The organism is Acuticoccus kalidii (assembly GCF_021556395.1).
GTDB classification, from domain to species: domain Bacteria; phylum Pseudomonadota; class Alphaproteobacteria; order Rhizobiales; family Amorphaceae; genus Acuticoccus; species Acuticoccus kalidii.
In genome coordinates this window covers 1-25,342 of record NZ_JAKGCS010000010.1, presented here as the reverse complement: position 1 = coordinate 25,342, position 25,342 = coordinate 1, and the positions used below count along the sequence as shown (strand labels likewise).

The following is a 25,342-nucleotide window of genomic DNA, read 5'->3' as shown; positions in this document are numbered from 1 at the left end:
CCGATACGATCCGATCCGTCAGGCTCCGGCCTGACGGATCTCCTCCAGCTTGCGACGCTGCTGGCCCGCCGCGTCGAAATTCTCCGGTGCCACCCATGCCGCGAGCGCGGCGCGCACCGCAGGCCATTCCCGGTCCGTGATCGAGAACCACGCCGTATCCCGATTGCGGCCCTTCACCACCATGTGCTGACGGAAAAGCCCCTCATAGGTGAAGCCATAGCGCTCCGCCGCGCGCTTCGATGGGGCGTTCCCGTCGTCGCATTTCCACTCGAAGCGGCGATAGCCGAGCCGGCCGAACACATAGTCGCCGAGGAGAAGCATCGCCTCCGTCGGCTCCGCCGTGCGGCGAAGGCCGGGGGCGAAACAGATGTGGCCGACCTCGATCACACCGTGCTCCGGCGTGATCCGCATCAGCCCCATCACCCCGGCCGCGACGCCCGTCCGGCGCGGCACCACCGTAAAGAACAGCGGATCGACGCTCGCCTCTTGCTTCGTAAGGTGTTCGCGGTACGCCTCAAGGCTCGCGAACGGGCCGTAGGCGAGATAGGTCCACAACGCCCCGTCCGGGTCACCGGAGCGATGGGCGGTCCATTGCGGCTCGGCATGGCGCGCCGCATCGAGCGGCTCGAGCCGTACGAGCCGCCCTTCGAGAACGACGCGCTCCGGCAGCGGACGCGCCGTCCATCCCTCGATCGGCGCCGTCACGCCGCCGCATCCTGCGGCACCAGCGCGACGGCTTCGATCTCGACCATCGCCTCCGCCTCGACGAGCCCGACGACTTGGACGAGCGCCATCGCCGGAAAGTGCCGACCCATGACGGCGCGATAGACCGGGCCGAGCGAGGACAGGCTCGCCCGATAGGCGTCGATATCGGTGACGTACCAGGTGAGGCGCGCGATCGTGTCGGCCCGGCCGCCGGCCGCCTCGACAACGTCGACGACATTGCGCAGCGCCTGCTCGACCTGGCCGAGAAAATCCTCCGGGAAGGTCTGGTCCGTGCGCCAGCCTATCTGGCCGCCAACATGGACGAGCGGCCCGTCCGTCAAAACCCCGTTGGCGTATCCCACCGGCTTCGGCCATCCCTCCGGTTGGACGGCGCGAATGAGCGACTGGCTCACGTTCCCTTCTCCTCAGCATGGCGACGAAGGGCAAAGCGCTGCACCTTCCCGCTCTCGGTCCGCGGAAGCTCGGACACATACTCGACCGCACGCGGGTACTTGTAGGGGGCGAGCTCCGCTTTCACGTGATCCTGCAGCGCTTTGGTCAACTCGGGCGAGGCGGTGTGCCCCGCGCTCAACACGATATAGGCCTTCACGATGTGCCCGCGCTCCGGGTCCGGCGCGCTGACCACCGCCGCCTCGGCAACCGCCGGATGCGACAGGAGGCCCGCCTCCACCTCCGGCCCGGCGATGTTGTAGCCGGAGGAGACGATCATGTCGTCGGAGCGGGCCTGGAACCAGAAATAGCCGTCCTCGTCGACGATGTAGGTGTCGCCGGTGACGTTCCAGCCGCCGATCACATAGTCGGCCTGGCGCGGATCGGCGAGATAGCGGCAGCCCGTTGGCCCGCGCACGGCAAGCCGCCCGGGAATGCCGGGCGGGCACGTCTCGCCGGCCTCGTCGATCACCTTCGCCTCATAATGCGGCACCGGCAGGCCCGTCGCGCCGGGGCGAACGGCCTCTTCCGGCGCGCCGATGAAGATGTGGAGCATCTCCGTCGCGCCGATGCCGTCGAGGATCGTGAGGCCGGTCGCCGCCTTCCACGCCTCGAAGGTCGCGCGCGGCAGCGTCTCGCCGGCCGACACACACTTGCGCAGCGAACCGAGATCATGCTCGCCGAGCTTGGCGAGCATTGCGCGATAGGCGGTCGGCGCGGTGAAGACGACGCTTGCTTTGTGCGCCGCGATCGCCGGCATCAAATGGTCGGGCGAGGCCTTTTCAAGGAGGATCGCCGTCGCCCCGATCCGCCAGGGAAAGAGGACGAGCCCGCCGAGACCGAACGTGAAGGCGAGCGGCGGCGAGCCGATAAAGCGATCGTCGGGCGAGGCGCGCAGCACCTCCTTGGCGTAGCAATCGCAGATCGCGAGCATGTCGCGGTGGAAGTGCATCGTTCCCTTCGGCACGCCCGTGGTGCCGGAGGTGAAGCCGATGAGGCAGACATCGTCGATCGCCGTGTCGACGGCCGCGAACTCGGGGCTTGCGGCGGCGAGCGCCGCCTCGAATTCGGGCGTCCCGAAGACGATCGCCGTGCCGCTGCGCGTGGCGAGCGCCTTGTCGAGCTCGTCGCGGATCTTCACGTCGGTGATCGCCATCGTGATCTCGGCCTTATCGAGCATCACGCCGAGCTCTTTGGCCCGCAAAAGCGGCATCGTCGCGACCACGATGCCGCCGGCCTTGATGATCGCGAAATAGATCGCCGCCATCATCGGATTGTTGGCTGAGCGCAGGAGCACCCGGTTGCCGGGCTCGAGCCCCGCGGCGACGAGATGATTGGCGATCCGGTTCACCCGCTCGGCGAGCGCCGCATAGGTCCACTCGACCCCCTCGCCGATCACCGCGATCCGGTCCCCGCCCCCCGTCTCGAGGTGTCGGTCGATCAGCTCGACGGCACAATTCAGCCGATCCGGGTAGCCGAGCCGGTCGAGATTGAGAAAGTCCGGCTGGTCTTTCTCGGCCGGGAGATTGTCGCGGGCGAAGGTGTCTTTGTGAGCGGATGGGATCATATGGCCATCGTTCAGTTGGCCCCCGGCGGTACGCTGGCAGCGAGCGCCTGTCGGGCGATGACGATCTTCTGCACTTCCGATGCGCCCTCGTAGATCCGAAGGGCGCGGATTTCGCGGTAGAGTTCTTCGACCTTCGTGCCCGAGCGCACGCCGTCTCCGCCATGGAGCTGGACGGCGCGGTCGATGACGGTCTGCGCCGTCTCGGTCGCGAAGAGCTTGGCCATCGAGGCCTCGCGCGTGACGCGCGGGGCGCCCGAATCCTTGGTCCACGCCGCCCGGTAGACGAGAAGTGCCGCGGCATCGACCCCGAGCGCCATGTCGGCAATGCCCTCCTGGGCAAGCGGCAGCTCCGCCATCGGCGCGCCGAAGAGATGGCGCGTGTGGACCCGCTCCAACGTCGCCATGAGCGCCGCGCGGGCAAAGCCGAGCGCCGCCGCGCCGACGGTGGAGCGGAAGACGTCGAGCGTCGCCATCGCGAGGCCGAAGCCGCACCCCGCCTCGCCGACCCGGTTGGCGAGCGGGATGCGGCACCCCTCGAACGTGAGGCGCGCCAGCGGGTGCGGCGCGATCACATGGAGCCGTTCGGCGATCGCGAGGCCCGGCGTGTCATGGTCTACGATGAAGGCGGAGAGGCCCCGCGCACCCGGACCCTCGCCGGTCCGGGCGAAGACGATGTAGAAATCGGCGATCCCGCCATTCGAGATCCACGTCTTCTCCCCGTCGAGGATCACGCTCTCGCCGTCGATCCGCGCGGTCGTCTCGATCGCGGCGACGTCGGAACCGGATTTCGGCTCCGTGAGGGCGAAGGCGGCGATCGCCTCGCCGGCCTCGACACGGGGCAGATAGGCCGCCTTCTGCGCCTGCGTGCCGGCAAGGGTGATCGGGCCGGAGCCGAGCCCTTGCATCGCAAAAGCGAAATCGGCGAGGCCGGAGTGACGGGCCAGCGTCTCCCGCGCGAGGCAGAGGGTTCGCACATCGAGCCCGTCCGCGCCGCCGACCGCCGGCGCGAGGAGACCCGCCTGGCCCATCGCCGCGACGAGACGGCGGCAAGAGCCGTCGACATCGTGATGGTCGGATAAAGCGGCGGCATGCGTCGCCGCCCAGTCGTCGACCCGCTTCGCCCAGCGCCGGTGGCGCTCCTCGAAGAAAGGCCAGCTCAGCGTCTCGGCGAGAGGATCGGCGTGCATCGTCAGTCGCCCTCGAAGACCGGCTTCGTCTTGTTGGCGAAGGCGTGGAAGGCGCGGTGGAAGTCTTCGGTCTGCATGCAGAGCGCCTGGGCGAGCGCCTCCTGGTCGATCGCCTCGTCGACGCCCATCGCCCATTCCATATGGAGCATCTTCTTGGTGACGCCGTTCGCGAAGGTCGGCCCGTCGGCAAGGCGCTTGGCGAACTCCTGGGCGGAGCCGAGCAGCGCCTCGGGCGCTTCGAGGCGGTTGAAGAAGCCCCAGCGCTCGGCCTCTTCCCCGCCCATCGCGCGGCCGGTGAAGAGGAGCTCGGAGGCCCGCCCCTGACCGACAATGCGCGGCAGGATCGAGCATGCACCCATATCGCACCCGGCAAGGCCGACCCGGTTGAAGAGGAACGCGACGCGCGCCTCGCCGGTGCCGAAGCGCATGTCGGAGGCCATCGCGAGGATGGCGCCCGCGCCGACGCACACCCCGTCGATCGCGGCGACGATCGGCTGCGGACAGGCGCGCATCGCCTTCACCGTGTCGCCGGTCATCTGGGTGAACTCCAAAAGACCCTTCATGTCCTTGCCAAGAAGCGGCTCGATGATCTCGAACACGTCGCCGCCGGAGCAGAAATTGCCGCCCGCGCCGGTGATCACGACCGCTTTCACGGCGTCCTCATAGGCGAGCGCGCGGAAGAGGTCGCGTAGCTCGGCATAGCTCTCGAAGGTCAGCGGGTTCTTCCGGTCCGGTCGATTGAGCGTGATCGTCGCGACCTTGCCCTTCACCTCGAGGAGGAAATGCTGCGGACGATAATCCGCGATCGGCAAGGTGATGTTGAAACGGTCGCTCATGTCTTCTCCTGAACCCCTGTCGCGGCCCGTTTCGGTCGGGGCGGACCGCTCCCCTTCATGTCGCCGGATTACGCGGCCGGCGCCTGCCATGTCCCCCGCGCGATCATCCCGGCACCTTGTCCCCGGCGAGGACCGTGGAGACGCTGCCGCGCGCGTCGCGCAGGAGGCGGGAGAGCAAGGCCCGGTCGGCCGTGCCGAGGCCGTCAAACAGCTCGTCGACCCAGCCCCGATGCGCCGCCGCCATGACGTCGAACAAAAGCCGCCCCTCGTCGGTCAGCTCCACGAGGGCCGAGCGCCGGTCATTGTGGGCGGTGCGACGCTCGACGAGCCCGTCATGGACGAGGCGATCGACGAGGCCGGTGACGTTGCCGTTCGTCACCATGAGCCGGCGCGACAGCTCGCCGAGGGCGAGCGGCTCCGGCGACTTGGCGAGCTGGGCCATCAGGTCGAAGCGAGGCAGCGTCATCGAAAACTCGGCGCGCAAGCGGCGCGACAGCTCCGCCTCCACCATGTTCGCCGTCGCGAACAGGCGCAGCCAGAGCCGCAGCGGGCTCGCGTCGTCGCGCTTGTCGGCGCTCTCGGAGATCGGCGTGTGTTGATCCATCACATCACCTCGCCGCCGGCGACGACGATCGCCTGGCCCGTGATCGCGCTCGCGTCCGCGCCGAGGAGCCAGCGCACGGTGTCGGCGACCTCGCGCGGATCGACGAGGCGGCCCATCGGGCTGTTTGCGGCGAGCGCGGCGCGCGCGGCCTCCGCGCTGCGGCCGGTTTTCTCCATGATGCGTTCGATGCTCGTCGCCGTCATGTCGGTATCGGCAAAACCGGGGCAGACGGCGTTGACGGTGACGCCGGTCTTCGCCGTCTCCAGCGCGAGGGAGCGGACGAGGCCGAGAACGGCATGCTTTGAGGCCGCATAGGCGCCCGCATAGGCGTAACCCTTGAGCGCCGCGGTCGAGGCAATCGTGACGATGCGCCCGTGCTTGGCCGCCACCATCGCCGGCAGAACGACACGGACGGCGTTGAGCACGCCCTCCACGTTGACCGCGAAAAGGCGGCGCAGCATGTCGGGCTCGGTCTTTTGGATGGGCGCGGTGTCGGAGATTCCGGCCGCGGCGACGAGGGAGGTGACGGGCCCGAAACGCTCCTCCGCGGCGCGCACCGCAGCGGCGAGCGCGTCCGCGTCGGTCACGTCGGCGGCGAAGGCGGCGGCCTCTTGCAAGGTGCCCGCCGTCTCCTCGATCGGCCCGGCGCGGCGGCCGATGAGCGACACGCGCTGCGAGGCTCCGACCATCTCGGCCACGGCGCGGCCGAGCCCCGTGCCACCACCCGTGATCAACACATGTCCCGTCATGGCTCGCACTGTGCGCTTGTGGTCATGTTACTTCAAGTCTAAAATAATGTTGTCAGCAGGAGGGGTGGACATGCGCATCGCAGTCATCGGTGGCGGCCCGGCCGGCCTTTATTTCTCGATCCTCTACAAGAAAGCCAACCCCAGCGCCGAGATCAACGTCTACGAGCGCAACCGCCCGGACGACACGTTCGGCTTCGGCGTCGTCTTCTCCGATGAAACGCTACAGAATTTCGAGGCGCACGACGCGGAAAGTTACCGCCTGATCACCGACCGTTTCGCCTATTGGGACGATATCGAGGTCGACTTCAAAGGCGAAGTCTTCCGCATCGGCGGAAACGGCTTTTGCGGTTGCTCGCGCAAGACACTGCTCGAACTCCTCAACTATCGCGCCGCGCAACTCGGCGTCGCGATCCACAACGCCCGCGACCTGTCGATCGACGCGGTGCTCGCTCTCGCCGAGGAAAACGACCTCGTCGTCGCCGCCGACGGGATCAATTCGGTGGTGCGCCAGCATTTCATCGAGCACTTCAAGCCGTCGACCGATCTGCGGCCGAACCACTTTTCATGGATGGGCTCGACCCGTCCGCTCGACGCCTTTTCCTTCTTCTTCGAGCGCAATGATGACGGCCTTTTCATCGCCCACGCCTATCAATACGAGCCGGGCGCCTCGACCTGGGTGATGGAGACAGACCCGGAGACGTATGACCGGGCAGGCTTTGCCGCGATGAGCGAGCAGGAGAGCGCGGACTATCTTCAAAAGGTGTTCGCCAAGGCGCTCGACGGTCACCCCCTCCTCGTCAATCGCTCGATGTGGCGCAACTTCCCGATGATCCGCAACGAGCGGTGGACGATCGGCAATATCGTCCTCCTCGGCGATGCCAAGGCGACGGCCCACTTCTCGATCGGCTCCGGCACCAAGCTCGCGATGGAGGATGCGATCGCGCTAAACGGCGCGCTCACCCGCCATGCGGACGTCGCGACGGCGCTCGCCGGCTTCGAGAAGGGCCGGCGGGAGGAGGTGGAGAAGATCCAGCACTCCGCCGACGTGTCCCTCGTCTGGTTCGAGCGGCTGAAGCGCTATTGGGACATGGACCCCGTCCAGTTCGCCTTCGGCCTGATGACCCGCGCGAAGGCGATCACCTACGACAATCTGGAGCTTCGGGCGCCGGAGTTCGTCGCGAAGGTCGCCCAGCATTTCGCCGCGGACGTGAAGGCGGCGGGCTTCGACGTCGACACGGCGCACCCGAAGCCGCCGATGTTCCAGCCCTTCCGCCTGCGCGACATGACGCTCGCGAACCGCGTCGTCGTCTCGCCGATGGACACCTATTCGGCGGTCGACGGGGTGCCGCAGGATTTCCACCTCGCCCATTATGGCACGCGGGCGATGGGCGGGGCGGGGCTCGTCTATACCGAGATGGTGTGCGTCTCGCCCGAGGCGCGGATCACGCGCGGCTGCGCCGGCCTTTATAGCGACGAGCAGGAGGCGGCCTGGGCGCGCGTCGTCGGCTTCGTGCGTCAGCATTCCAAGGCGAAATTCTGCATCCAGCTCGGCCATTCCGGCCGCAAGGGCGCGACCAAGCTGATGTGGGAGGGGATCGACGAGCCGCTCGAGACCGACGGCTGGGAGACGATCTCCGCCTCGCCCCTTCCCTATCATCCGCACTCGCCGGTGCCGCGTGAGATGACACGGGCCGACATGGATGCGGTGAAAGCCGATTTCGTCGCCGCGACGGAGCGGTGCGCGCGGCTCGGCGTCGACATGATCGAGTTGCATTGCGCACACGGCTATCTTCTCGCGAGCTTCCTGTCGCCGCTCACCAACCATCGCGGCGACGAGTATGGCGGCTCGATCGAGAATCGCCTGCGCTACCCGCTCGAGGTGTTCGACGCGATGCGCGCCGTCTGGCCGGCCGATAAGCCGATGTCGGTCCGCCTGTCGGCGACGGACTGGGCCGAGGGCGGCATCGTCGGGGACGACACGGTGGACATCGCCCGCGCCTTCATCGCGCATGGGGTCGACCTCATCGACGTTTCGTCGGGGCAGACGGTGCCGGAGGCGAAGCCGATCTTCGGCCGCATGTTCCAGACCCCGTTCGCCGAACAGGTCCGCGCCGAGGCAAAGATCGCGACGCTCGCCGTCGGCGCGATCACCTCGGCCGATCAGGTGAACACGATCCTCGCCGCGGGCCGGGCCGATCTCGTCGCCCTCGCCCGGCCACACCTCGTCAATCCGTTCTTCACGCTGCACGCCGCCGCCGAATACGGCGTCACCGACGTCGATTGCCCGCCGCAATATTGGGCCGGACGCGATCAGGCCTTCCGCAATGCGCCGCGAGCCCGCGAGGAATTGAAGGAGTTGCGTTTGAAGGCCCGTCCGCGCCACAAGTATCAGAGCGAACGGACGCGCATCGCCGCGGAGTGAGACGATGCCGGGGATATCCCCGGCCCACCGCCGCCATTCACGATGCGTTAACCCTATTTCGTAATAGGGTCGTAACCGGGGAGTCGCGCCCCTCCGGAAACGGGAGCGAACCGATGAGCGACTTGCGTCGACCGATTCGAACGCTCGTTGCGCTGACGGCCAGCGCAATGATGACGAGCCCTGCCCTCTCACAAGCGACGGTTCCCTTCCCGCCGATCGGGGGTCTCATCGAACGGGGCGCCGATTTCGAGCCCGTCCCGTCCGCAAAACCGTCGATCGTGGAGAGTTTCGCGAGCCAATGCGTGTTGCCGCATCCAGAACTCGCCTGGGCCGCCCTTCCGCGTCACCTGCGTGAGGTTCCGCTGCGGCAGATGATCGGCCAACTTCTCGTCGTCAGCTTTTCGGGCAAGACCGCCGACAGCGCCGGCGTCGCCCTCGCGGCCGACGCGCTCGCCGCGTCCGAAATCGGCGGCGTCCTCTATTTCCGGCACAATGTCGGCACCGCGGAGGACGTCCGCGCGATCAATGCACGGCTCCTCGCCGCGAGCCCCGACCTTCCGCCGATGATCGCGATCGACCAGGAAGGCGGCGCGGTGATGCGGCTGAAGCCGAGCGAAGGCGCGCCCGACACCCCGTCGGCCCGCGACGTCGCCCAGACCCCGCCCGATACCGCGCGCGAAACCTATGACGCGATGGCCGAAAGCCTCGCTTCGGCCGGCTTCACCGCGAATTTCGGTCCGGTCGTCGACCTCGACCTCAATCCCGATAATCCGGTGATCTCCCGCTTCGGACGCGCCTATGGCGCCGATCCCCAAACCGTCGTCGACTATGGCGAGGCGTTCGTCGACGCGCACCGGGATGCCGGCGTCGCGACCGCGCTCAAACATTTTCCGGGCCACGGCTCGTCCACCGATGACAGCCATGACGGGGCGACCGACCTGACGCCGACCTGGTCGCGCAAGGAGATGATCCCGTTCCGCGACATGATCGTCGACCGCAAGGCCGACATGATCATGATCGGCCATCTCGAACTCGACGGCCTCAGCGGGCCGGACGGATGGCCCGCGTCCCTCTCCCCGAACGCGATCGACCGCTTTCTGCGCGACACGCTCTGCTATGACGGCCTCGTCGTCTCGGACGATCTGTCGATGGATGCCGTGTCGAGCCACTGGAATGCGATCGAAGCGACCAAGCAGATGGTGCGCGCCGGCGGCGATATCGCCCTCCTCTCGCTATCGGCCGACAAAGGCGCCGCCGCCGTCCGCGAGATCCTCGACGCGCTCGAGGCCGAGGCCGCCGCCTCGCCCGATTTCGAGGACCGCATCCGCTACGCCTATGCCCGCATCGTGCACCACAAGCTCGACCTCATGGAGGCGCGTGCGGTCTCCGAGGCCGCGCCCGCGGGCATTCCGACGCGTTGGGCCCAGGCAACGCCGGGCTCGCTGCCGCGATAACGTGACGGCGCGGGCACGATCCGCGCGCGATCCTCGCCCCGCCTCGCGCCGCGAGGGCAGTATCCAGCTTCGATCCAGCCCCACCCGCTAGCCTCGATCGGGAACGTTCATGCCGCGCGCGCCGTCGCGCGATGCGGCTTGAACCCGGACACCGAACGGGGCGTAAGCGATGGCGGCACCGCATCGACGGACATTTCCAGCCGGCCCCGGCCGCGCTCCGGCCATGCGCGGGCCATCGAAAACGGCGTCGATCAGCGCTCGCCCACACCCGTCATCGCCCCCATTCAGGCACGCCCCGGCCGTCCGAGGCCCCCGATCCGTGCCCCCGTGCAACGCGATGTCTCCGCCGAGAGCAAGACCGGCGCGCGGCACGCCATGCGGCGGACGCACCGTCACCCGCGCTTGATGCGCTTTCCGCTCCCCTCCATCGCCAATCTGGACGAGGCCCGATGACGTACGGTCGTAAGCGAAGCCTACTCAACAACATGCGACTTTCGTGGAAGCTCGCCGCATCGGTGGCGCTCATCCTGTCGATGCTGGTCGCCGTCGCGATCGGCGGATGGCGTGGCATCGGCGAGGTCCACGCCCTGTTCGGGACCTATCGCACCAGTGCCATCGGGCTCCTCCAGCTAAAATCGCTCGAAAGCAACATGAACGCGCTGCGCACCAGCCTCGCCGATTTCGTGTCGCTTCAAGGCGACACCTCCGCCGACACGGTTCGCGAGCAGATCGCATCGATGAGCGAACTCGGCGCGGCCTCCGCCTCACTCGGCGGGACGGATCGACCATCCGCCGCCCTCGCCCAGCGCCTAACCGACGATATTCGCGGGTTCGGCGCCTTGTTCGAGGACGTCGCACGCGTCCAACAGGAGAGCGTGCGCCTCAGACGGGAATTGCGCGAGACGGATCGAAAGCTCACCAACGAGCTTGCACGCCTTCATGACATTCCCGCCAACTCGCTGGGCGAACAGCGCGAAATCGGCGAGGTCGAGCGCAACACCCTCATCGGCGAGCAGAGCGTTTTGCGCTATCTCGTCAACCGGGAATCGGCGGACGCGGCCCACGCGGCGTTCGCAAAAGCGATGGCCGGCCTCGAACGTTTCGCCGGGGCCGACCCGCGCAACCAGCGCGAAGCCGCCCCGCTCCTCGCCCTCCTCGCCCATCAAGACGAGATGTTCTCCGCCATGGTGGAGGTCACACAGGCCCGCGAGGCGCTCCTTTCGACCCGCTTCGACCCCCTCCTCGCCAATCTCGCGGAGACGATCGCCGCGATGAACGCGCGCGAACTCTCCCGCCAGCGTTCGGTCGACGAGACGACCCCCGCCGTGATCGCCGCGACGAAGCGAAACACGCTGATCCTTGCAGCGAGCGCGACGCTGATCGCCGCGCTCGTCGGCACCTTGCTCGTCCGCTCGACGGCCGTCCCGATCGCAGCGTTCACCCGTCGCCTCAACGACCTCACCGAAGGGCGCACCGATTTTTCCGTTCGCGAGTCGAACAGCACGGACGAATTCGGCCAGATCTGGACGGCGCTCGGCCGCCTTCGCTCCGCACTCGACGATGCCTATTTGCGCGCTCAGATCATCGATCAGGTGCCGATCGCGGTCATCCTCGCCGATCCGCGCGATGACTATCGCATCACCTACATCAACCAGTTCGCGACCGAACTGCTCCACAGAATCGAGCATTATCTGCCCGTCCCTGTCGAGGCGTTACGCGGTCAGTCGATCGACATCCTGCACAAGAATCCGGCCCATCAGCGTGCGATCCTCGCCGATCCTGCCAATCTGCCCTGGCGGGCGCAGATCGCGCTCGGGGACGAGTTCATGGCGCTCTGCACCTCGCCTTTGCGCAATCGCCAAGGGGATTATTCCGGCGCGCTGCTCACCTGGTCGATCAACAGCCACCAGGTGAAGAGCGCACGCAGCTTCGAGACCAATGTGCTCGGCACCATCAGCAGCATGAGCGGCACGTTCGGCTCGATGCGCCAACAGGTGCACACCATCGTCGACGCCGTGAACGGCACCCAGATACAGCTCACCGCAGGCGCCGCCGCGGTCACGCAAGCCTCGGCCAACGTGCAGATGGTCGCCTCCGCCGCCGAACAGCTCACATCGTCGATCACCGAGATTTCGGCCCGCCTCTCCCAATCCTCCGCCCGCGCGAGCGAGGCGGCGCGATCGACCGCGGACGTCTCCAAGCGGGCGAGCGAACTCGCGGCCGCGAGCTCACGCATCACCGAGGTGGTCGACGCGATCTCCAGCATCGCCAACAAGACCAACCTCCTCGCGCTGAACGCCACCATCGAGGCCGCGAGTGCTGGCGAAGCGGGCAAGGGGTTCGCCGTCGTCGCCCAGGAGGTGAAGAGCCTTGCCACGCAGACCGGGCGCGCGACGGAGGAGGTCGCCGGCCACGTCACGACCATTCAGGGTCAGATCAACCGGGTGGTCGAGGGCATCACCGACGTCGCCCGCGTCATCGACGATATCAACGAAACCTTCGCCTCGATCGCCATCGCCGCCGAGCAGCAGCAGTCGGCGACGCACGAGATCACCGTCAACGCGCAACAGGCGTCGAACGGCGTCGAAACCGCCTCGCAGACGATCAACCGCGTCGAATCGCTCTCCGCCGGCAACCGCGCCACCGCGAACGCGCTCACACAGGCAACTGAAGAGTTGCGGGAGGCGAACGACAATCTGTCCCGCGAATCGACCTCGTTCCTCGACGCGATGAAGGCCGTCTAAGAACGACGCGCTCCCGATCCGGCCGCCTTATTCAGGTCCGGCCGGTTCGGCCCTGTCACCACAGCTCGGCGCGCGGGGCACCGCCGACGAGCTCGTCGAGGCGGCGGCGTGTCGCGCCCGTCAACCCGTCGGGAAGCGCCGAGAGCGGCGCAAGGCGCACTTCGGCGATCTCCTTCGCGTGCGGCTTGAAAACCGCTTCGTCGATCGGCGGGTGGCCCCTTGCGACATAAACGGCGACATGGTCGCGCCGTTCGAGGGCGCGATTCCAATAAAGGCCGAAAAATTCCGGCATCGCCTCCATCGCGATCCCGGTTTCCTCCCAGAGTTCGCGCACCGCCGCCTCGCGCGTGGTCTCGCCCGGATCGACGCCGCCGCCGGGGAAATGCCAACCCGGCAAATAGGTGTGGCGCACGAGAAGGACCCTGTCGGCCGCGTCGATGAGGACACAGCGCACGCCGAGCGTCACCTTCGGGCGAATGAGGGCCCCGAGCCGCCAGGCGACTTTCCCCAGGAGTTCGGACTTATCGACCAAGGGCCTTGAACCGAAGCCGGCAGACCGCGATGACGGGGGACCGACCGTAGCCGGAAGAGCTAAAGGACGATGCTTCGTGACGCGTATCCGTTTGGCCCACCTGTCCGATCCTCATCTCGCCCCCCTTCCTTCTCCCTCTGCGAGGGCGCTCCTGTCAAAACGGGTCTTCGGCTATCTGAATTGGCTGAAGAACCGGAGACATGCCCTCGGTGAGGACATCCTCGCCGAAATCGTCGACGATATCGCCCGGCAATCGCCGGACCACGTGTGCGTGACCGGCGATCTCGTCAATATCGCGCTGCCCGAGGAGTTCGCCCAGTCGGCCGCGTGGCTGACCGCACTCGGACCGGCCGACCACGTTTCGGTGATTCCCGGCAATCATGACGCCTATGTCCCCGGCGCGGTGAAGCGCGCGGTGGATTTCTGGGGAGACTATGCCCGCGGCGACAATGGCGAATCGTTTCCCTATTGCCGGCGAATCGGCCCTGTCGCCCTCTTCGGCGTCTCGACCGGGGTGGCGACGCCGCCGCTTTATGCGAGCGGCCGCGTCGGATCGGCGCAGCTCGCCGCGCTCGACCGGCTTCTCGACCGCCATGACGACGCCTTCAAGGTGGTCATGATCCATCATCCACCCGACGCCGGATTGGCGGCCGGGCGGCGCGGGCTCACCGATATCGGGGATGTCAGGGACGTTCTCTCGGCGGGGTGCGTCAATCTCGTCCTGCACGGACACACGCACGAGGCCTCGCTCAAGTGGCTCGACACGCCGCGCGGGCGGGCGGCGATCGTCGGCGTTCCCTCGGCCTCGTCGGACGGGGCTCGCTATCCGATGGCCAGCTATGCGCTGATCGACATAGATTTCGCACGGAACACGGCGCGAATGACGCGCCGTGGTTTCCGTAGGGCCGATGGTCCGATCGATTCGATCGAGATCACCGAACTCGACTTTGCGCCGGTCCTCGACTGACCGGCCCAAAACGCGCTATCAGGCGCGATAATGTTGGACCTTGGTCGCGCGCAATCCGGCAAGCCCGTGCCGGTCGATGAGCGCGTTCCAGCTCAGGAACTCCTCGACGGTCAGCGTGTAGCGCTCACACGCCTCGTCGATGGACAACAAGCCGCCTCGGACGGCCGCGACGACCTCGGCCTTTCGACGGATGACCCAGCGCTTGGTGTCGGCCGGGGGAAGATCGGCCAAGGTAAGCGGTGTGCCGTCCGGACCGATGACATAACGATAACGTGGCTGTGGATACTCAGACATGACGCACTCGACGAAGCAGATATTTCGATCTCCGTTAAAGCGCAGGGTCGCTTAACGCATACCTAATTGCGGCATCCGTTGCCGTGAGGAAGGTTTGTGCTTAGCTAACAGACGTTATGCATTCGACGGCACCTCATTCAGAAAACAGCTTGGGCCTCCCCGGCAAGGCGGCCGACCATCGCGTCGTGGTCGCGATGTCGGGTGGTGTCGATTCGTCCGTCGTCGCCGGGCTGCTCGCCCGCGAGGGCTTCGAAGTCGTCGGGATGACGCTTCAGCTCTACGATCATGGCGCGATGGTAGGCAAAAAGGGCGCCTGCTGCGCCGGCTCCGACATTCACGATGCGCGCCTCGTCGCCGAAAAGCTCGGCATCGCCCATTATGTGCTCGACTATGAGAGCCGTTTTCATGAGGGCGTGATCGAGGCCTTCGCCGACGCCTATGTCCGCGGCGAGACGCCGGTGCCGTGCATCGCCTGCAATCAGACCGTCAAGTTCACCGACCTTCTCGCCGCCGCCCGCACGCTCGGCGCCTCCGCGCTCGCCACCGGTCACTATGTGACGAGCCGCGAGATCGACGGGCGGCGCCACCTCTTCCGCCCGCACGACGAGAAGCGCGACCAGAGCTATTTCCTCTTCGCGACGACGCCCGAGCAGCTCGATTATGTGCGCTTCCCCCTCGGCGAGATGCCGAAAGACCGGGTGCGCGAGCTCGCGGCCGAGATGGGCCTCGTCGTCGCCGACAAGGCGGACAGCCAGGACATCTGTTTCGTGCCCGATGGCCGCTATGCCCGCGTCGTCGCCGCGATGCGCCCCGAGGCGACGCGCTCCGGCGCCATCCGCCATCTCGACGGGCGTGTTCTCGGCACGCATGACGGTGTGATCAATTATACGGTCGGCCAACGCCGCGGCCTCAATATCGCCGTGGGCGAGCCGCTTTTCGTCGTCAAGATCGACGCCGAGGCCAACGAATTGATCGTCGGCCCCCGTGAGGCGCTGAAGTCCCACAGGGTCGTCCTGCGCGACGCGAACTGGCTCGGCACGCCGCTCGGCGAGGAGGAAGCGCGGCCGGTCTATGCGCGCGTTCGGTCGACGCGGCCGCCCCGTCCGGCCACGATCCGCCGCAATGGCGCCGAATACGAAGTCGATATCGATGGTGGCGAGGAGGGTGTGGCGCCGGGTCAGGCGTGCGTCCTCTACGCCTCCGACGAAGCGGGGGCCGAAGTTCTCGGCGGCGGCTTCATCCGCGAGGCGCACAAGGCGGACGCCACCTCGCCTGTCGTCCCCCACCCCATCCATGCTTGAGTAAACTGGATCCTCAATGACCGTATCCGACCCGTCCGGTCCGAAGACCACGCCCCGTTCCGTGGAAGGAAAGGACGTGAAGTCCGCCTATGCGCGCTGGGCGCCGGTCTATGAGGTGATCGCGACCCCGACGGTCCCCGCCCGCAAGATCGCGGCAAAGCGCGTCAACGAGGTGGGTGGGCGCTTTCTGGAAGCGGGCGTCGGCTCCGGCTCCGCGCTCTCGCTCTACGATCCGAACGTCTCCCTCGTCGGCGTCGACCTTTCGCACGACATGCTGAAGATCGCGCGCGAGCGGGTGGCGAAGGGTCTGCCGAACGTCGAGGCGATCGTCGAGATGGACCTGATGTCCCTCGCCTTCGCCGACGCCTCCTTCGACGGCGTGGTGTGTATGTTCACGATCACCGCCGTGCCCGACGCACGGCAGGTGATGCGCGAATTCGCCCGCGTGGTGCGCCCCGGCGGGATCGTGATGATCGCCAGCCACTTCGAGGCGAAGTCCGGCCCCTGGCAGGTCACGGACCGGCTTTTGACCCCATTTTCCAAGCGTCTCGGCTGGAATCCATCGATGCCGATCGACGGCGTTCTCGACGTTCCGGGCCTCACATTGGAAAAACGCGAGGACCTTCCGCCAGCCGGGCTGATCACCCTGTTGGTTTTCCGTCGAACCGCTTGACAGCGGGCGTCGATTCCAGATTTATGCGCTCACCGGCGGCGGAGTAGCTCAGTTGGTTAGAGCAGCGGAATCATAATCCGCGTGTCGGGGGTTCGAGTCCCTCCTCCGCTACCACCAATTTCCTCTGATAAATCAGAACGTTAGAGGCGCCCATCCTTCGGATTGGGCGCTTTTTCATGTCGCGTCATGTTGCATCGAATGACACCGGATTTCCTGGAGTTTCCAGAAGGTCCGGCCGCTCCACGCGACATGGATGCGACATGGCGCGACACGGAATCGCGCCCACGCTCATCGAAGGCGAGCGGGATGAGAACGAGGTCCGGCCGAAAGGCTGATGACGACGAGGCCGCGTTGATCCTCGTCACGGGCGCGCATCGTCTGGAGGCGATGAGGCCTCTCGGGATTGAAAGCGCCACCTTCCACGTCATCAACCCCGACGAGACTGACCCTCGTTTATGGGAGATCGACGAGAACCTGTGTCGGGCGGAGCTGTCTCCGTCCGAACGGGCGGAGCTGACCGCGCGGCGGAAGGCGATCTACGAGGAGCTGCACCCGGAGACGAAAGAGCATGTCGCCGGGGGCAAAGCACGACATGCGTCAGCGGCGGACAAGTTGTCCGCTGCTACTTTCGCCAAAGAAACCGCGAGATCTACAGGGCGCGAGGAGCGCTCGATCCGACGAGACGCCGAGCGCGGCGCCAAGGTGTGCCCCGAGGCCATGGCGCTCATCCGAGGGACCAAGCTCGATACCGGAATCTTGCGTTTCTGCCGCCGTCTGGAGGCGGCACATGCCGGCGGAGGCGGTGTTGCCTGTGCGGCGGGCGGGTTTCCCGTCTGAACGAACGTGTACAATGTCAACATTCGTTTCCGATGCGGCGTTGCTGTTGCCGACCTGCCCACCCCGCCCGCGCCGCGAATGCTTCTCCCACAGGGCGAGGAGCTTCACGTCGGCACCGAGAAAGGTTTCGGTCCCCTGCGACGGCCGCGATCGCCTCTTACAAAATGCCTGAACAAATGACCCCGCCAAATCGGCGGGGTCGGATACTAACCCCGCACGAGAACGGTGATCAGGCCGCCGCGCGCATCGGGTCCACGTCGTCCACGGGCGCGAGCAGCTCCTCCATCACCTCGCGGCCGAGCGCCGTAAGCGCGTCGCCCTCGCCCTCCTCGACCATTCCCCGCCGACAAAGCGCTTTCCGCACTGCTCCGTTCGCCCAGCTCGGAATCCGCCACGCTCCCCCACTCCACTCGGCGCTCCGGAGAGCGTCCGCCATGATGGCCGACAGCTTGTGCACGTGGTCAATCGTCGCCGGCGCCGACGGTTCGGCGGACTCCTCGAACGCGGTGCGCAGCTCGTCATAGAGCAACGTCGCGATTGCCGCCCGCGGCGCCGCTGCCCTCCTGTTGCGCTTGGCACGCTCGTGGAGCGCGACGAGGTCGGTCCGGTCCATCACCTCCAACCACGCGGTCGCGTCGCGCTGGAACCATTCGGGATGAGCGAGGAGTAGGCTCGAGACGGCCTCGACGACCGGCTTGGTGAGCGCGAAGCCGTTCATCGGGTGGTCGTTTTCGAGGATGACGTTGAGCGTGTCGCGAAGATGGGCCTCGCCATAGCGGCCGAGGATCTTCTCCAATGTCCGCTTGGCGAACGTCTGGCGCGGCTTGGCGCGGGTCATCTCGCACGAAAGGATCTCGACACCGTAGTCGGCGAGGATGGCACTGAGCGGCGCCGAGGGCGGTTTAGAGGAGTGTCCGGCGATCGTGACTGTTTCGGCGACGGGCATGCGGCGGCCTCCTCTGCTGGTCGAGATATAGCAGATACGGGCGGTATTCCGATACCGGAAGGGCGTTGTGATCCTCGGCTATCGCCATCACGACAAGCGTGAAGGCGGTGGCACCTCGCTGATGTCGAAGACATCCTCGAGCGCCTCCTCCATTGTCGCCACGGCGTCCGCGAACCCGGTCCCCGCCGCCGCATAGTAGTCATGATGGATGTTGCCATCGAGGGTGACACGGAAAATGCGAACCTGCTCGCCGTCCGGCATGCGCCCTCGCCCGAAGGTGACTCCAATCGCGGGTGCCAGTAGGGACTCCTGATCGGCCATATTCGTGTTCAGAGCTTCATCCAGTGCCTTCTGGAGCATACTGACGAGCGTGGCCACCTCTTGGCTGTTGAGCTGGAGGAGATGCTCTTGCTCGCTTTCATCGGACAGGAAGACCGTCACCACGCCGCCGTGTCCCGCGAGGCTTTCAATTTTCATTGTCGGCCATAGTCTACTCGTCCTCCCCGACAGTATCGTCGGCGGCGCCGCAATTCAGGTAGCACCATACGGGAATTGCTCGCTTAGGTCGAGCGTCGAGACGTAAGTCCAGGAGCGACGATCGTCTTAGGCGAGATACTGAATCGTCGTCCAACTAGCGCCGAAGGCGCGGGACATCGATCGGGGACAGAAGTTGGCCGCGTGCCGCCTGCAAACGAATTCGCCGCTCTGCTCGATCGAGGGCGGCGAATGTCGTTTCGAACTCGCATTCGATCTCAAAGATCCCGCATTCGGGGCAATCCACTTGATATTCTGATTGGCTCGGTGAACGAGACCAGATCGTTCCAAGGGCGCCGCAGACGATGCACCGGATCGACTTCAGTCCGTCCACGACGCCACCCCCCGCTTATTTAAAGCAGGTCTAAAACGCGCGCAGTCTCGACTCGTTCATGCAACCACAATCCCAGACTTGTGATACCAGGGTTTTACGAAAGCAAGTCACCGGGCCGGCGATCCACCGGCCCAGAAATCCATGGTGATTTTTACCACACCTTAAGTGGTCGAGGCATCCAGCGACTGACGCATGACGATCTCCTCCGTCGCCTCGTCGAGGAGATCGAGCACCATCCGGGCCGCCTGCTGGATCGCGTTCGCCTCGTTGCAACGCTCCTCGTGGAGCTTGTCGGCGCCCATGTGAATGAGCTGCACGATGTCCCTCGCCGCCATGACGGAGCTGAGGGCGTCGGTGAGTGGTGCGTTCTGGGTCATTTGCTGAACGCCGCCACGTGCGTTGCAATCAGTCCCTGCACGCCGCGGTGGACCTTCTCCGACAGGTCGCGCAGCGCCATGAGGTCGTCGTCGTTGCAATCGGCATCGTGACGCCATTGGTAGCCGTCGAGCGCGAGGTCGAGCGCCGCGGCGCGATTGACGAGCGCAATGAGATCCTCCTCGAGGTGCGCCACCCGGTTCATGTCCACGTCCATCCCCAATTGGCGAGCCTGTTGGACCGCGTCGGCACCGGTAAGGCCGGACTCGTGAAGCTGGTCAGTCTGCATTCTGGTTCTCCTTCCGATTGAAGCCGCGTTGGACGAGGTCGAGGCAAGCGTCGACGTCGAGCCACGGGTCGGTGCTCGAGGAAATGAAATCCGGCAGGCCCATGCTCTGAAGCGATTCCGGGGCCGTGGCGTTGAGATACCCGCGGACGGAGGCGACGAGCCGGTCGACCGCGCGACGGGCATCCTGGGCCACGCATTCCTGCTGAACGGTCATGTCGCCGTGGCAGTTGAGATCGTCGAGCAGGTGCCAGACGGCGCTGATCTGAAAGAGCGCGCCCTCGGTGGTCCGCGCCGGGAAGCAGGACGCGGCGTTGAGGATGCGCCACCAACGGTCCTGCACGTCCTTCAGGGCCGATGCGTAATAGATCTGTGCCTGCTCGTCGTCGGTGTTCGTCGCCTCGGCCAGGCGGCGCCAATCGCGTTCCAGGGGCACGAGGGACGTGAGCAGAAGGTGGAGGGGATCCGCCGTGGGCATAGCTCCGCCGGCGGCCGAAACGGATGGGTTCGGCATTGTCTTGCTCCGGTAACCATTTCTGTATAATGATCAGAAAGTGATATCGAGGCACTTTCTGACTGTCAATCAGAAACTGAACGGAATTCAGAATGAACGGAGTGCAGCTTAGGATGGCGCGTGCAGCGCTCGGACTCACGGTTCGTGAGGCGGCCGAACGCTGCCTTGTTTCGCACGACACGATCGTGCGGATCGAGAAGGGCGAGACCGTGAAGCAAACCACGCTCGCCACCATTCGAGGCGCCCTTGAGGACGCCGGCGTCGAGTTCATTCCCGAGAATGGCGGGGGCGCTGGGGTTCGCCTTAGGAGAATCCCATGAGTTGGAAGGACCCCGAATTTATTGCACTCGCTATCGGTGGTTGGGGGGCCGTTCTATCCACGCTTCTAGCGGCTCGAGAATTCTTGAAAGAACGCGTTCGGTTAAGTGTCTCCCACCGGTTCACCGGCGATCCGGACGGCGACGATGAGATAACGATTGTGAATCTGTCGTCAGCAAAAATATTTGTCTCGAATTGGGAGCTATCTTGGACGCCGCGCTGGGGGAGCACAGCAAGCAGAATCGAAGCCAGCTTCGAAGAAATTAAACCGTTTGAAATAGCACCCCAGAGCAAGAAATCTATTCATTTTGCCGGCCCAACCAAGCTTTCATCTGGACTTAAGTTTCAAAGCGGAAGGAAACTCGTTCTCTCGCTGTGGATTCACGGACGTTCCCACCCCAAAAAACTTGTATTGATTAGAGGGCCTTGGTCACGAAACTAAGCAGTGAAATCGGAGACGCATAAAGAATGGATACCGATGCCGAAGGGTGAGCCAATCATCGAGGTGTGGATGACGGCCGGCGGCGTGTGCATGACGCCCGAGGCGTTGGCGGTGGCGGCGGACGTGCCGACCGAGGACGTGCTGAGCCTTATGGGGGAATGGTCGGCGAGGACGCGAGCCCGTGCCGTCTATGAGGCTTGGGGCGAACGGCCGAAGCTCACCGTCGAGGGTGTGGAGCTGATGCTCGCGCTGGTCACGAACGACAAGATGCTGTGCAAGCGGATCTTGGGGAAGCTGACGGAGATGGAGAAGCGGCAACGCGAAATGCCTTGACGACAGAGCTGGCGACGGCGCCGAGCCCCGTCACCATGTTCTGCGGGTAAAACTGTTTCACGGCGCCGGCGCCTGGGCTCGATCGATCAGCCGAGCATGATCCGGTCGAGCCGGTAAAGCGACACCATCGGAACCGGATGGTCGGAGGACACCTCCTCACGGGCTCGTTCCAGCCATTCGTGCCGAACCGCTTCAGGAAGCCTCGCGACGATCGCGAGCGAAGCATTGGTGATTTCGAAAGGGCCGCAATGGTCGCAGTCGATCACCCAACGGTCGGAAAATTCTAAATGGTAGCTGATGGTGTAGGCCGATTTGCAGATTGGGCATGTCCGCCGGTCGAGGTCCGTCATGTCCAACACCTCCCCTAATGGCTCTCCCTCAAGGGTTCGGGATCAAGTTGACCACAACCTGGCCGGATTGAGGAATTTTGAAGGATTCGCTTTACGCGACGGAAACCAGCTCTACCTGCTCAGCTATCGAGCCCGACATCCGGCACCTCCCGTCGGGTCGATAGAGCCTGTGATGCTCTGGCAATTCGAAACCCAATCATGGGCACCTCGGCCGGCGTGTGAGCGCCGGCCTTTTTCTTCGCAGGCCGATCAATCCCGACTCGCGACGAACGCCTCAGGAGCGCGAGGATCCCCTTGGAGCACAGCGGAAGCTCCCACCCCGTAACCAGCGAGAAACTTCCCCACGGCGCTCTGTGGCGCAGCAATCGACATTGTGCAGTCGTTGCAGCCTTTCGCCAAAGGGGTATCATTGGATGATGTTACGGAGGAGCTGGTCTAATGGAAGATCCGGTCGAAAAGATCGAAAGGCTCGTCGTTAACCACCCTCCAGCCTCTGGGCGCGGCAGCTCAAAGGAAGCCTGGAAAGCCTATACAACTGAATTGGTCGATGCCGCCGCGGACCTCTTAGACCTTCTGGCACAGAAAGAGGTCACCATCAGCAAGCAAGCGGCCGAGATCGCGCGTCTCCAAAAGCAGATCTTGGCGCGAAAACCCCGAGGCGGCCGACCGAAAACGGCGAGCGAAACGACAGACCGCATCGAGCGCGCTATCAGCGAAGGCCGCAGCACTCGTGACATTGCTAAGTTCTACGGTGTCTCGGCAATGACCGTGTCGCGTATCGGACAGCGGATGCGCGAGCGGACTCAACAGTAAGCCCGCCCCGCCGCCGACGCCCTACAACAGATCGGTAAAGTGCGCCCGGATCGCGAGGGCGGTGCTCTCTGCCAGCCGGCGACCGACTTCCTCGGCCGTGGCGCGCGGATCGTTGCCACCCGAGACGACAATCTGCGGCGCCCCGATCGTGACATAGACGTCACCGACGCCTTTGGACGCCTGCCCGGACCCGGCCGCGCCCACGCCACCCGACATGCCCCGAATGCCCGCCACGATCTCCGAGAGCGCCGCCGGTGGCGCCTGCACCGCGTGTGCCGGGAACGCCGCGGCGATCGAGGCCGCAATGCCCGTGGCCGCCGCGGACGCGGGGCCAGACCGCATGCCGCCGGCAAGCTGCTCGACGATCTTGCGGCCCATCAAGGGAAGCTCGCGCAACGGGCCTTCCTTCGCCGGACTCGCCGGAAACTTGTTCGCCACGGCCTGCGCGAGCTGCGTCGAGGCCGCGTTCACCTCCCCTGCCCGCGACCGCATCCCCGCGGCGAGCTGCGACACCGCCGTTGCCCCTGAGGCAAAGAGCCGGCCGCTCAGACCGTCGAACGCACCGATGATGCGGAGCGCCCCGCTCTGCGCCTCGGAGACGGCCCCGGCCATACCCTGCGCGATGCCGTTGCGGATCTCCTCGGCCATCGCCTGCGCCGCCGCGGACGTCTGCCCGCCGCCCTCGCGCAGAATGCCGATGAACGAGTCCACCTTTTGCCGGAGGCTGTCCTCGGCGCCGACGAGGAGCCCGTCGAGCTCGGACCGCGCCGCCTCGAGGGATGCCTTTTGCTCTTCCGTCGGCCGCATGCCCCGCGCGGTGCTCGCCTCCGACTGAATGGCGGCGATCTCTCTGGACAGCGTCAGGATGCGCTCGGCGCGCGCCTCGGCCTCGGCGAGCGCTTCCGGGCTCGTCGGCGCCTCGAGGTTGACCACGTCGCGCTGGATGGCACCGCTCGCCCACTCGCTTTGCCAATCGCGCGGCGGCGAGTCCTGGAACTTCCCGAGCAAGCTGTTGATCGCTCCGATGAGGCCCTGGCCGAGGGTGTGCACCGCGCCGACGAGCTTGCCCTCGTCGTCCGAACGGTTCGCCTGTGCGCCCTTCGCGACCTCCTGGATCTGGTCCCATAGCCCAATGGCGCCGAGCGCACCGACCGCGCCGGCCCCGACCCGAACGGCACCACGCCCGACGCGTGGCCCGCGCGGCGCCGCCGGCTTGCCCTCGGGCGTCGGGACGGTGGGCGCCGTGCCCTTCCCCGTCCCCTTGCCCTTCCCTTTCGCTTTGGCGCCCGCGGCCGCCACACCGCCCAGGCCGATGATGGCGCCGAGCGCCTTCAAGAAGCCCCACCCGCCACTGAAGAGCCCCTTCATTCCGCGCAAGGCCTTCGTCACCGTCCATAGGCTGATGCCCACGGCGCCGATGCCGGTGGCGATACCCCACCAAGGATTATCGGCGAGGTTGTCGAAGAACTCGGCGATGCTGTCCGCCCCCTTCAGCGCATCGCGCAAGCGCACGATGCCGTCGGCGAGGATGGCGATGCTCCCGATCGGCGAGAAGGCGAGCTTTAGGGCGAGGAGGCTCGCGGCCCAGCCGAGGCGCTCTAAGATGCTGATCGCCGTCAACGCACCCGCCGTGCCGAAGAAGCCAAGCCCGTCGGTCAGCTTTTTGAGCGACGTCCCGAGGTCGTTGAGCTTCGAGAGGTCGCCCGACCAAAGGCCGGCCAGCGCCTCGCCGAGTGCTCTGAAGCGCGCCGTCACCCCCTCGATCTGATCGCCGGCCTGATTGCGCAACGCCTTGATCAGGGTCGGGTCGATCGGAAGATCGGTGGAACGGTCGGTTTCGTTCGGCTTGGGAATCGGCAGCGCGAATCCACCGCGCTCTGCCTCGGCTCGCATCTTCGCGTAGGCGGTGACCATCCGCTTGCCGACCTCGGGAATCTTGGTCCCGAAAAGGTAGCTATCGAACGCCTCAAACTGCGCTCGGAGACCGGCAAAGAGGTCGGTGCCGCCGAGGCCGAGCCCTTCGGCGAGCCCGCGCCAGGCCGCGCCGATCCGCGTCACGACCGTGTCGTTCGCTCGTCCGATCCCGCCCAGGCGATCCGAGGCAGCGTTGGCGAAGTCGGCGATCGCGGGAAGAAGGGTCGAACCAAACCCCGTCGAGATTCTGGAAATGTTGTTCCACAATCGCTTGAGCGCGGCGTCGGCGTCGGCACTCGTCAAGGCGAAGGCGCGGTCGACGCTGCCGACATAGTTCGATTCGTTCGCCAGCGCCTTCAGCCGGCCGATGATCTTGTCGACATTCTCCGCGATCGCGGCGCCATCATCGCCATATTCGAGGCCGAGGAAGTCCGTGAGAAGGCCGGAGCGCTGCTCCGCGCCGAGCGACTTGGTCAGCTCGAAGAACGTCGTCAGCGCCTCAACCGGCGCCTCATAAAACTTCTGTTGCAGCTTGCGCGAATAGCCCTTACCGGCGATGGCATCGAGCGCCTTGACGGCCTTCTTGTTGGAGGCGAGCCCCGACATCTTCGTGAGGATCGCCTTCATCGACGTGCCGACGATCGCGGATTCGATGCCGACCTCTCGAAGCGAGGCGCCGAAGGCAAGGACGTCTTGGGCGCCGAGGCCGAACGTCTTCGCCGTGGCGCCCGAGCGCAGGAGGATATCGATCAAATCCTTTTCGGATGCACCCGCGGAGTCGGCGACGTAGTTGATCGCGTCGGCCAGCTTCGTCAGCCCATCCATGTTGAGCTGATAGGCGTTCTTCACCTGCGACAGCAG

General features: G+C 65.8%; 28 protein-coding genes and 1 tRNA gene. 13 read left to right on the top strand and 16 right to left on the bottom strand.

Annotated features, from left to right (window positions below; translation table 11 throughout):
* Window positions 1–18: 18 nt before the first annotated feature.
* The 7 genes from L1787_RS06130 to L1787_RS06100 all read right to left on the bottom strand — a co-directional run bounded on the left by L1787_RS06130 (window position 19) and on the right by L1787_RS06100 (window position 6,098).
* Entirely contained in the window at window positions 19–705 is a 687-nt protein-coding gene (locus L1787_RS06130; RefSeq protein ID WP_235707793.1) for a GNAT family N-acetyltransferase, read from the bottom strand.
* Window positions 702–1,118, bottom strand: a complete 417-nt coding sequence (locus L1787_RS06125) for a RidA family protein (RefSeq protein ID WP_235707792.1) — start codon at window positions 1,116–1,118, stop codon at window positions 702–704. The genes L1787_RS06130 and L1787_RS06125 overlap by 4 nt, the downstream gene beginning before the upstream one ends.
* Window positions 1,115–2,722: an AMP-binding protein gene (locus tag L1787_RS06120; RefSeq protein ID WP_235707791.1), complete on the bottom strand. Its 1,608-nt coding sequence runs from the start codon at window positions 2,720–2,722 to the stop codon at window positions 1,115–1,117. Before L1787_RS06120 ends, L1787_RS06125 begins: the two co-directional genes overlap by 4 nt.
* An 11-nt stretch (window positions 2,723–2,733) precedes the next feature.
* Window positions 2,734–3,909, bottom strand: coding sequence for an acyl-CoA dehydrogenase family protein (locus L1787_RS06115; protein ID WP_235707790.1), 1,176 nt, complete (start codon window positions 3,907–3,909; stop codon window positions 2,734–2,736).
* 2 nt (window positions 3,910–3,911) lie between these two features.
* On the bottom strand, window positions 3,912–4,745 hold the full coding sequence (locus L1787_RS06110; RefSeq protein WP_235707789.1) for an enoyl-CoA hydratase family protein: 834 nt from the start codon (window positions 4,743–4,745) through the stop codon (window positions 3,912–3,914).
* Between the two features lie 103 nt (window positions 4,746–4,848).
* Window positions 4,849–5,349 carry a MarR family winged helix-turn-helix transcriptional regulator gene (locus L1787_RS06105; protein ID WP_235707788.1) on the bottom strand — a complete coding sequence of 167 codons (501 nt, stop codon included), beginning with the start codon at window positions 5,347–5,349 and terminating at the stop codon, window positions 4,849–4,851.
* Window positions 5,349–6,098, bottom strand: coding sequence for an SDR family NAD(P)-dependent oxidoreductase (locus L1787_RS06100; protein ID WP_235707787.1), 750 nt, complete (start codon window positions 6,096–6,098; stop codon window positions 5,349–5,351). Before L1787_RS06100 ends, L1787_RS06105 begins: the two co-directional genes overlap by 1 nt.
* Window positions 6,099–6,168: 70 nt before the next feature.
* Between L1787_RS06100 and L1787_RS06095 the strand changes: the two genes are divergently transcribed.
* From L1787_RS06095 to L1787_RS06080, 4 genes are all read left to right on the top strand, one after another.
* On the top strand, window positions 6,169–8,520 hold the full coding sequence (locus L1787_RS06095) for a bifunctional salicylyl-CoA 5-hydroxylase/oxidoreductase (protein WP_235707786.1): 2,352 nt from the start codon (window positions 6,169–6,171) through the stop codon (window positions 8,518–8,520).
* Window positions 8,521–8,687: 167 nt separating this feature from the next.
* A complete protein-coding gene (locus L1787_RS06090) occupies window positions 8,688–9,974 on the top strand; it encodes a glycoside hydrolase family 3 N-terminal domain-containing protein (protein ID WP_235707785.1) in 1,287 nt (428 codons plus the stop codon).
* A gap of 138 nt (window positions 9,975–10,112) precedes the next feature.
* Window positions 10,113–10,427: a hypothetical protein gene (locus L1787_RS06085; RefSeq protein ID WP_235707784.1), complete on the top strand. Its 315-nt coding sequence runs from the start codon at window positions 10,113–10,115 to the stop codon at window positions 10,425–10,427.
* Window positions 10,424–12,718: a methyl-accepting chemotaxis protein gene (locus L1787_RS06080; protein WP_235707783.1), complete on the top strand. Its 2,295-nt coding sequence runs from the start codon at window positions 10,424–10,426 to the stop codon at window positions 12,716–12,718. Before L1787_RS06085 ends, L1787_RS06080 begins: the two co-directional genes overlap by 4 nt.
* A gap of 55 nt (window positions 12,719–12,773) precedes the next feature.
* On the opposite strand, the gene L1787_RS06075 is transcribed toward L1787_RS06080, so the two are convergent.
* Window positions 12,774–13,250: an NUDIX domain-containing protein gene (locus L1787_RS06075; protein ID WP_235707782.1), complete on the bottom strand. Its 477-nt coding sequence runs from the start codon at window positions 13,248–13,250 to the stop codon at window positions 12,774–12,776.
* Window positions 13,251–13,326: 76 nt separating this feature from the next.
* Here L1787_RS06075 and L1787_RS06070 point away from each other — a divergent pair, with 76 nt between their 5' ends.
* A complete protein-coding gene (locus tag L1787_RS06070; protein WP_235707781.1) occupies window positions 13,327–14,217 on the top strand; it encodes a metallophosphoesterase family protein in 891 nt (296 codons plus the stop codon).
* Between the two features lie 18 nt (window positions 14,218–14,235).
* On the opposite strand, the gene sciP is transcribed toward L1787_RS06070, so the two are convergent.
* Window positions 14,236–14,511: a CtrA inhibitor SciP gene (gene sciP / locus L1787_RS06065; RefSeq protein ID WP_235707780.1), complete on the bottom strand. Its 276-nt coding sequence runs from the start codon at window positions 14,509–14,511 to the stop codon at window positions 14,236–14,238.
* Between the two features lie 116 nt (window positions 14,512–14,627).
* Between sciP and mnmA the strand changes: the two genes are divergently transcribed.
* From mnmA to L1787_RS06045, 4 genes are all read left to right on the top strand, one after another.
* Window positions 14,628–15,812 carry a tRNA 2-thiouridine(34) synthase MnmA gene (gene mnmA / locus L1787_RS06060; protein WP_235707779.1) on the top strand — a complete coding sequence of 395 codons (1,185 nt, stop codon included), beginning with the start codon at window positions 14,628–14,630 and terminating at the stop codon, window positions 15,810–15,812.
* A gap of 16 nt (window positions 15,813–15,828) precedes the next feature.
* Window positions 15,829–16,485, top strand: coding sequence for a class I SAM-dependent methyltransferase (locus L1787_RS06055; RefSeq protein WP_235707778.1), 657 nt, complete (start codon window positions 15,829–15,831; stop codon window positions 16,483–16,485).
* 37 nt (window positions 16,486–16,522) lie between these two features.
* A tRNA-Met gene (locus tag L1787_RS06050) sits at window positions 16,523–16,599 on the top strand.
* A gap of 237 nt (window positions 16,600–16,836) precedes the next feature.
* Window positions 16,837–17,322: a ParB N-terminal domain-containing protein gene (locus L1787_RS06045; RefSeq protein ID WP_235707777.1), complete on the top strand. Its 486-nt coding sequence runs from the start codon at window positions 16,837–16,839 to the stop codon at window positions 17,320–17,322.
* A 229-nt stretch (window positions 17,323–17,551) separates the two neighbouring features.
* On the opposite strand, the gene L1787_RS06040 is transcribed toward L1787_RS06045, so the two are convergent.
* From L1787_RS06040 to L1787_RS06020, 5 genes are all read right to left on the bottom strand, one after another.
* Window positions 17,552–18,268 (bottom strand): hypothetical protein, encoded by a 717-nt coding sequence (locus L1787_RS06040; RefSeq protein ID WP_235707776.1) that lies wholly within the window; start codon window positions 18,266–18,268, stop codon window positions 17,552–17,554.
* Between the two features lie 87 nt (window positions 18,269–18,355).
* On the bottom strand, window positions 18,356–18,745 hold the full coding sequence (locus L1787_RS06035; protein WP_235707775.1) for a hypothetical protein: 390 nt from the start codon (window positions 18,743–18,745) through the stop codon (window positions 18,356–18,358).
* Window positions 18,746–19,297: 552 nt separating this feature from the next.
* On the bottom strand, window positions 19,298–19,513 hold the full coding sequence (locus L1787_RS06030; protein ID WP_235707774.1) for a hypothetical protein: 216 nt from the start codon (window positions 19,511–19,513) through the stop codon (window positions 19,298–19,300).
* Window positions 19,510–19,800, bottom strand: a complete 291-nt coding sequence (locus L1787_RS06025) for a hypothetical protein (protein ID WP_235707773.1) — start codon at window positions 19,798–19,800, stop codon at window positions 19,510–19,512. Before L1787_RS06025 ends, L1787_RS06030 begins: the two co-directional genes overlap by 4 nt.
* Window positions 19,790–20,275 carry a hypothetical protein gene (locus L1787_RS06020; RefSeq protein WP_235707772.1) on the bottom strand — a complete coding sequence of 162 codons (486 nt, stop codon included), beginning with the start codon at window positions 20,273–20,275 and terminating at the stop codon, window positions 19,790–19,792. Before L1787_RS06020 ends, L1787_RS06025 begins: the two co-directional genes overlap by 11 nt.
* Before the next feature lie 128 nt (window positions 20,276–20,403).
* Here L1787_RS06020 and L1787_RS06015 point away from each other — a divergent pair, with 128 nt between their 5' ends.
* From L1787_RS06015 to L1787_RS06005, 3 genes are read left to right on the top strand one after another with little or no spacing between them, the layout of a single operon-like run.
* A complete protein-coding gene (locus tag L1787_RS06015) occupies window positions 20,404–20,631 on the top strand; it encodes a helix-turn-helix domain-containing protein (RefSeq protein WP_235707771.1) in 228 nt (75 codons plus the stop codon).
* A complete protein-coding gene (locus L1787_RS06010) occupies window positions 20,628–21,071 on the top strand; it encodes a hypothetical protein (RefSeq protein WP_235707770.1) in 444 nt (147 codons plus the stop codon). The genes L1787_RS06015 and L1787_RS06010 overlap by 4 nt, the downstream gene beginning before the upstream one ends.
* A 36-nt stretch (window positions 21,072–21,107) precedes the next feature.
* Window positions 21,108–21,404 carry a hypothetical protein gene (locus tag L1787_RS06005; protein WP_235707769.1) on the top strand — a complete coding sequence of 99 codons (297 nt, stop codon included), beginning with the start codon at window positions 21,108–21,110 and terminating at the stop codon, window positions 21,402–21,404.
* 86 nt (window positions 21,405–21,490) lie between these two features.
* Here L1787_RS06005 and L1787_RS06000 read toward each other — a convergent pair whose 3' ends face one another.
* The gene (locus tag L1787_RS06000; protein WP_235707768.1) at window positions 21,491–21,754 is read right to left on the bottom strand and encodes a hypothetical protein; all 264 of its coding nucleotides are present in this window, start codon (window positions 21,752–21,754) and stop codon (window positions 21,491–21,493) included.
* A 438-nt stretch (window positions 21,755–22,192) separates the two neighbouring features.
* On the opposite strand from L1787_RS06000, the gene L1787_RS05995 reads away from it, so the two are divergent.
* Window positions 22,193–22,567, top strand: a complete 375-nt coding sequence (locus tag L1787_RS05995) for a helix-turn-helix domain-containing protein (RefSeq protein ID WP_235707767.1) — start codon at window positions 22,193–22,195, stop codon at window positions 22,565–22,567.
* A 21-nt stretch (window positions 22,568–22,588) separates the two neighbouring features.
* On the opposite strand, the gene L1787_RS05990 is transcribed toward L1787_RS05995, so the two are convergent.
* A partial coding sequence (locus L1787_RS05990) for a phage tail tape measure protein (protein ID WP_235707766.1) occupies window positions 22,589–25,342 on the bottom strand: 2,754 nt, incomplete at its 5' end.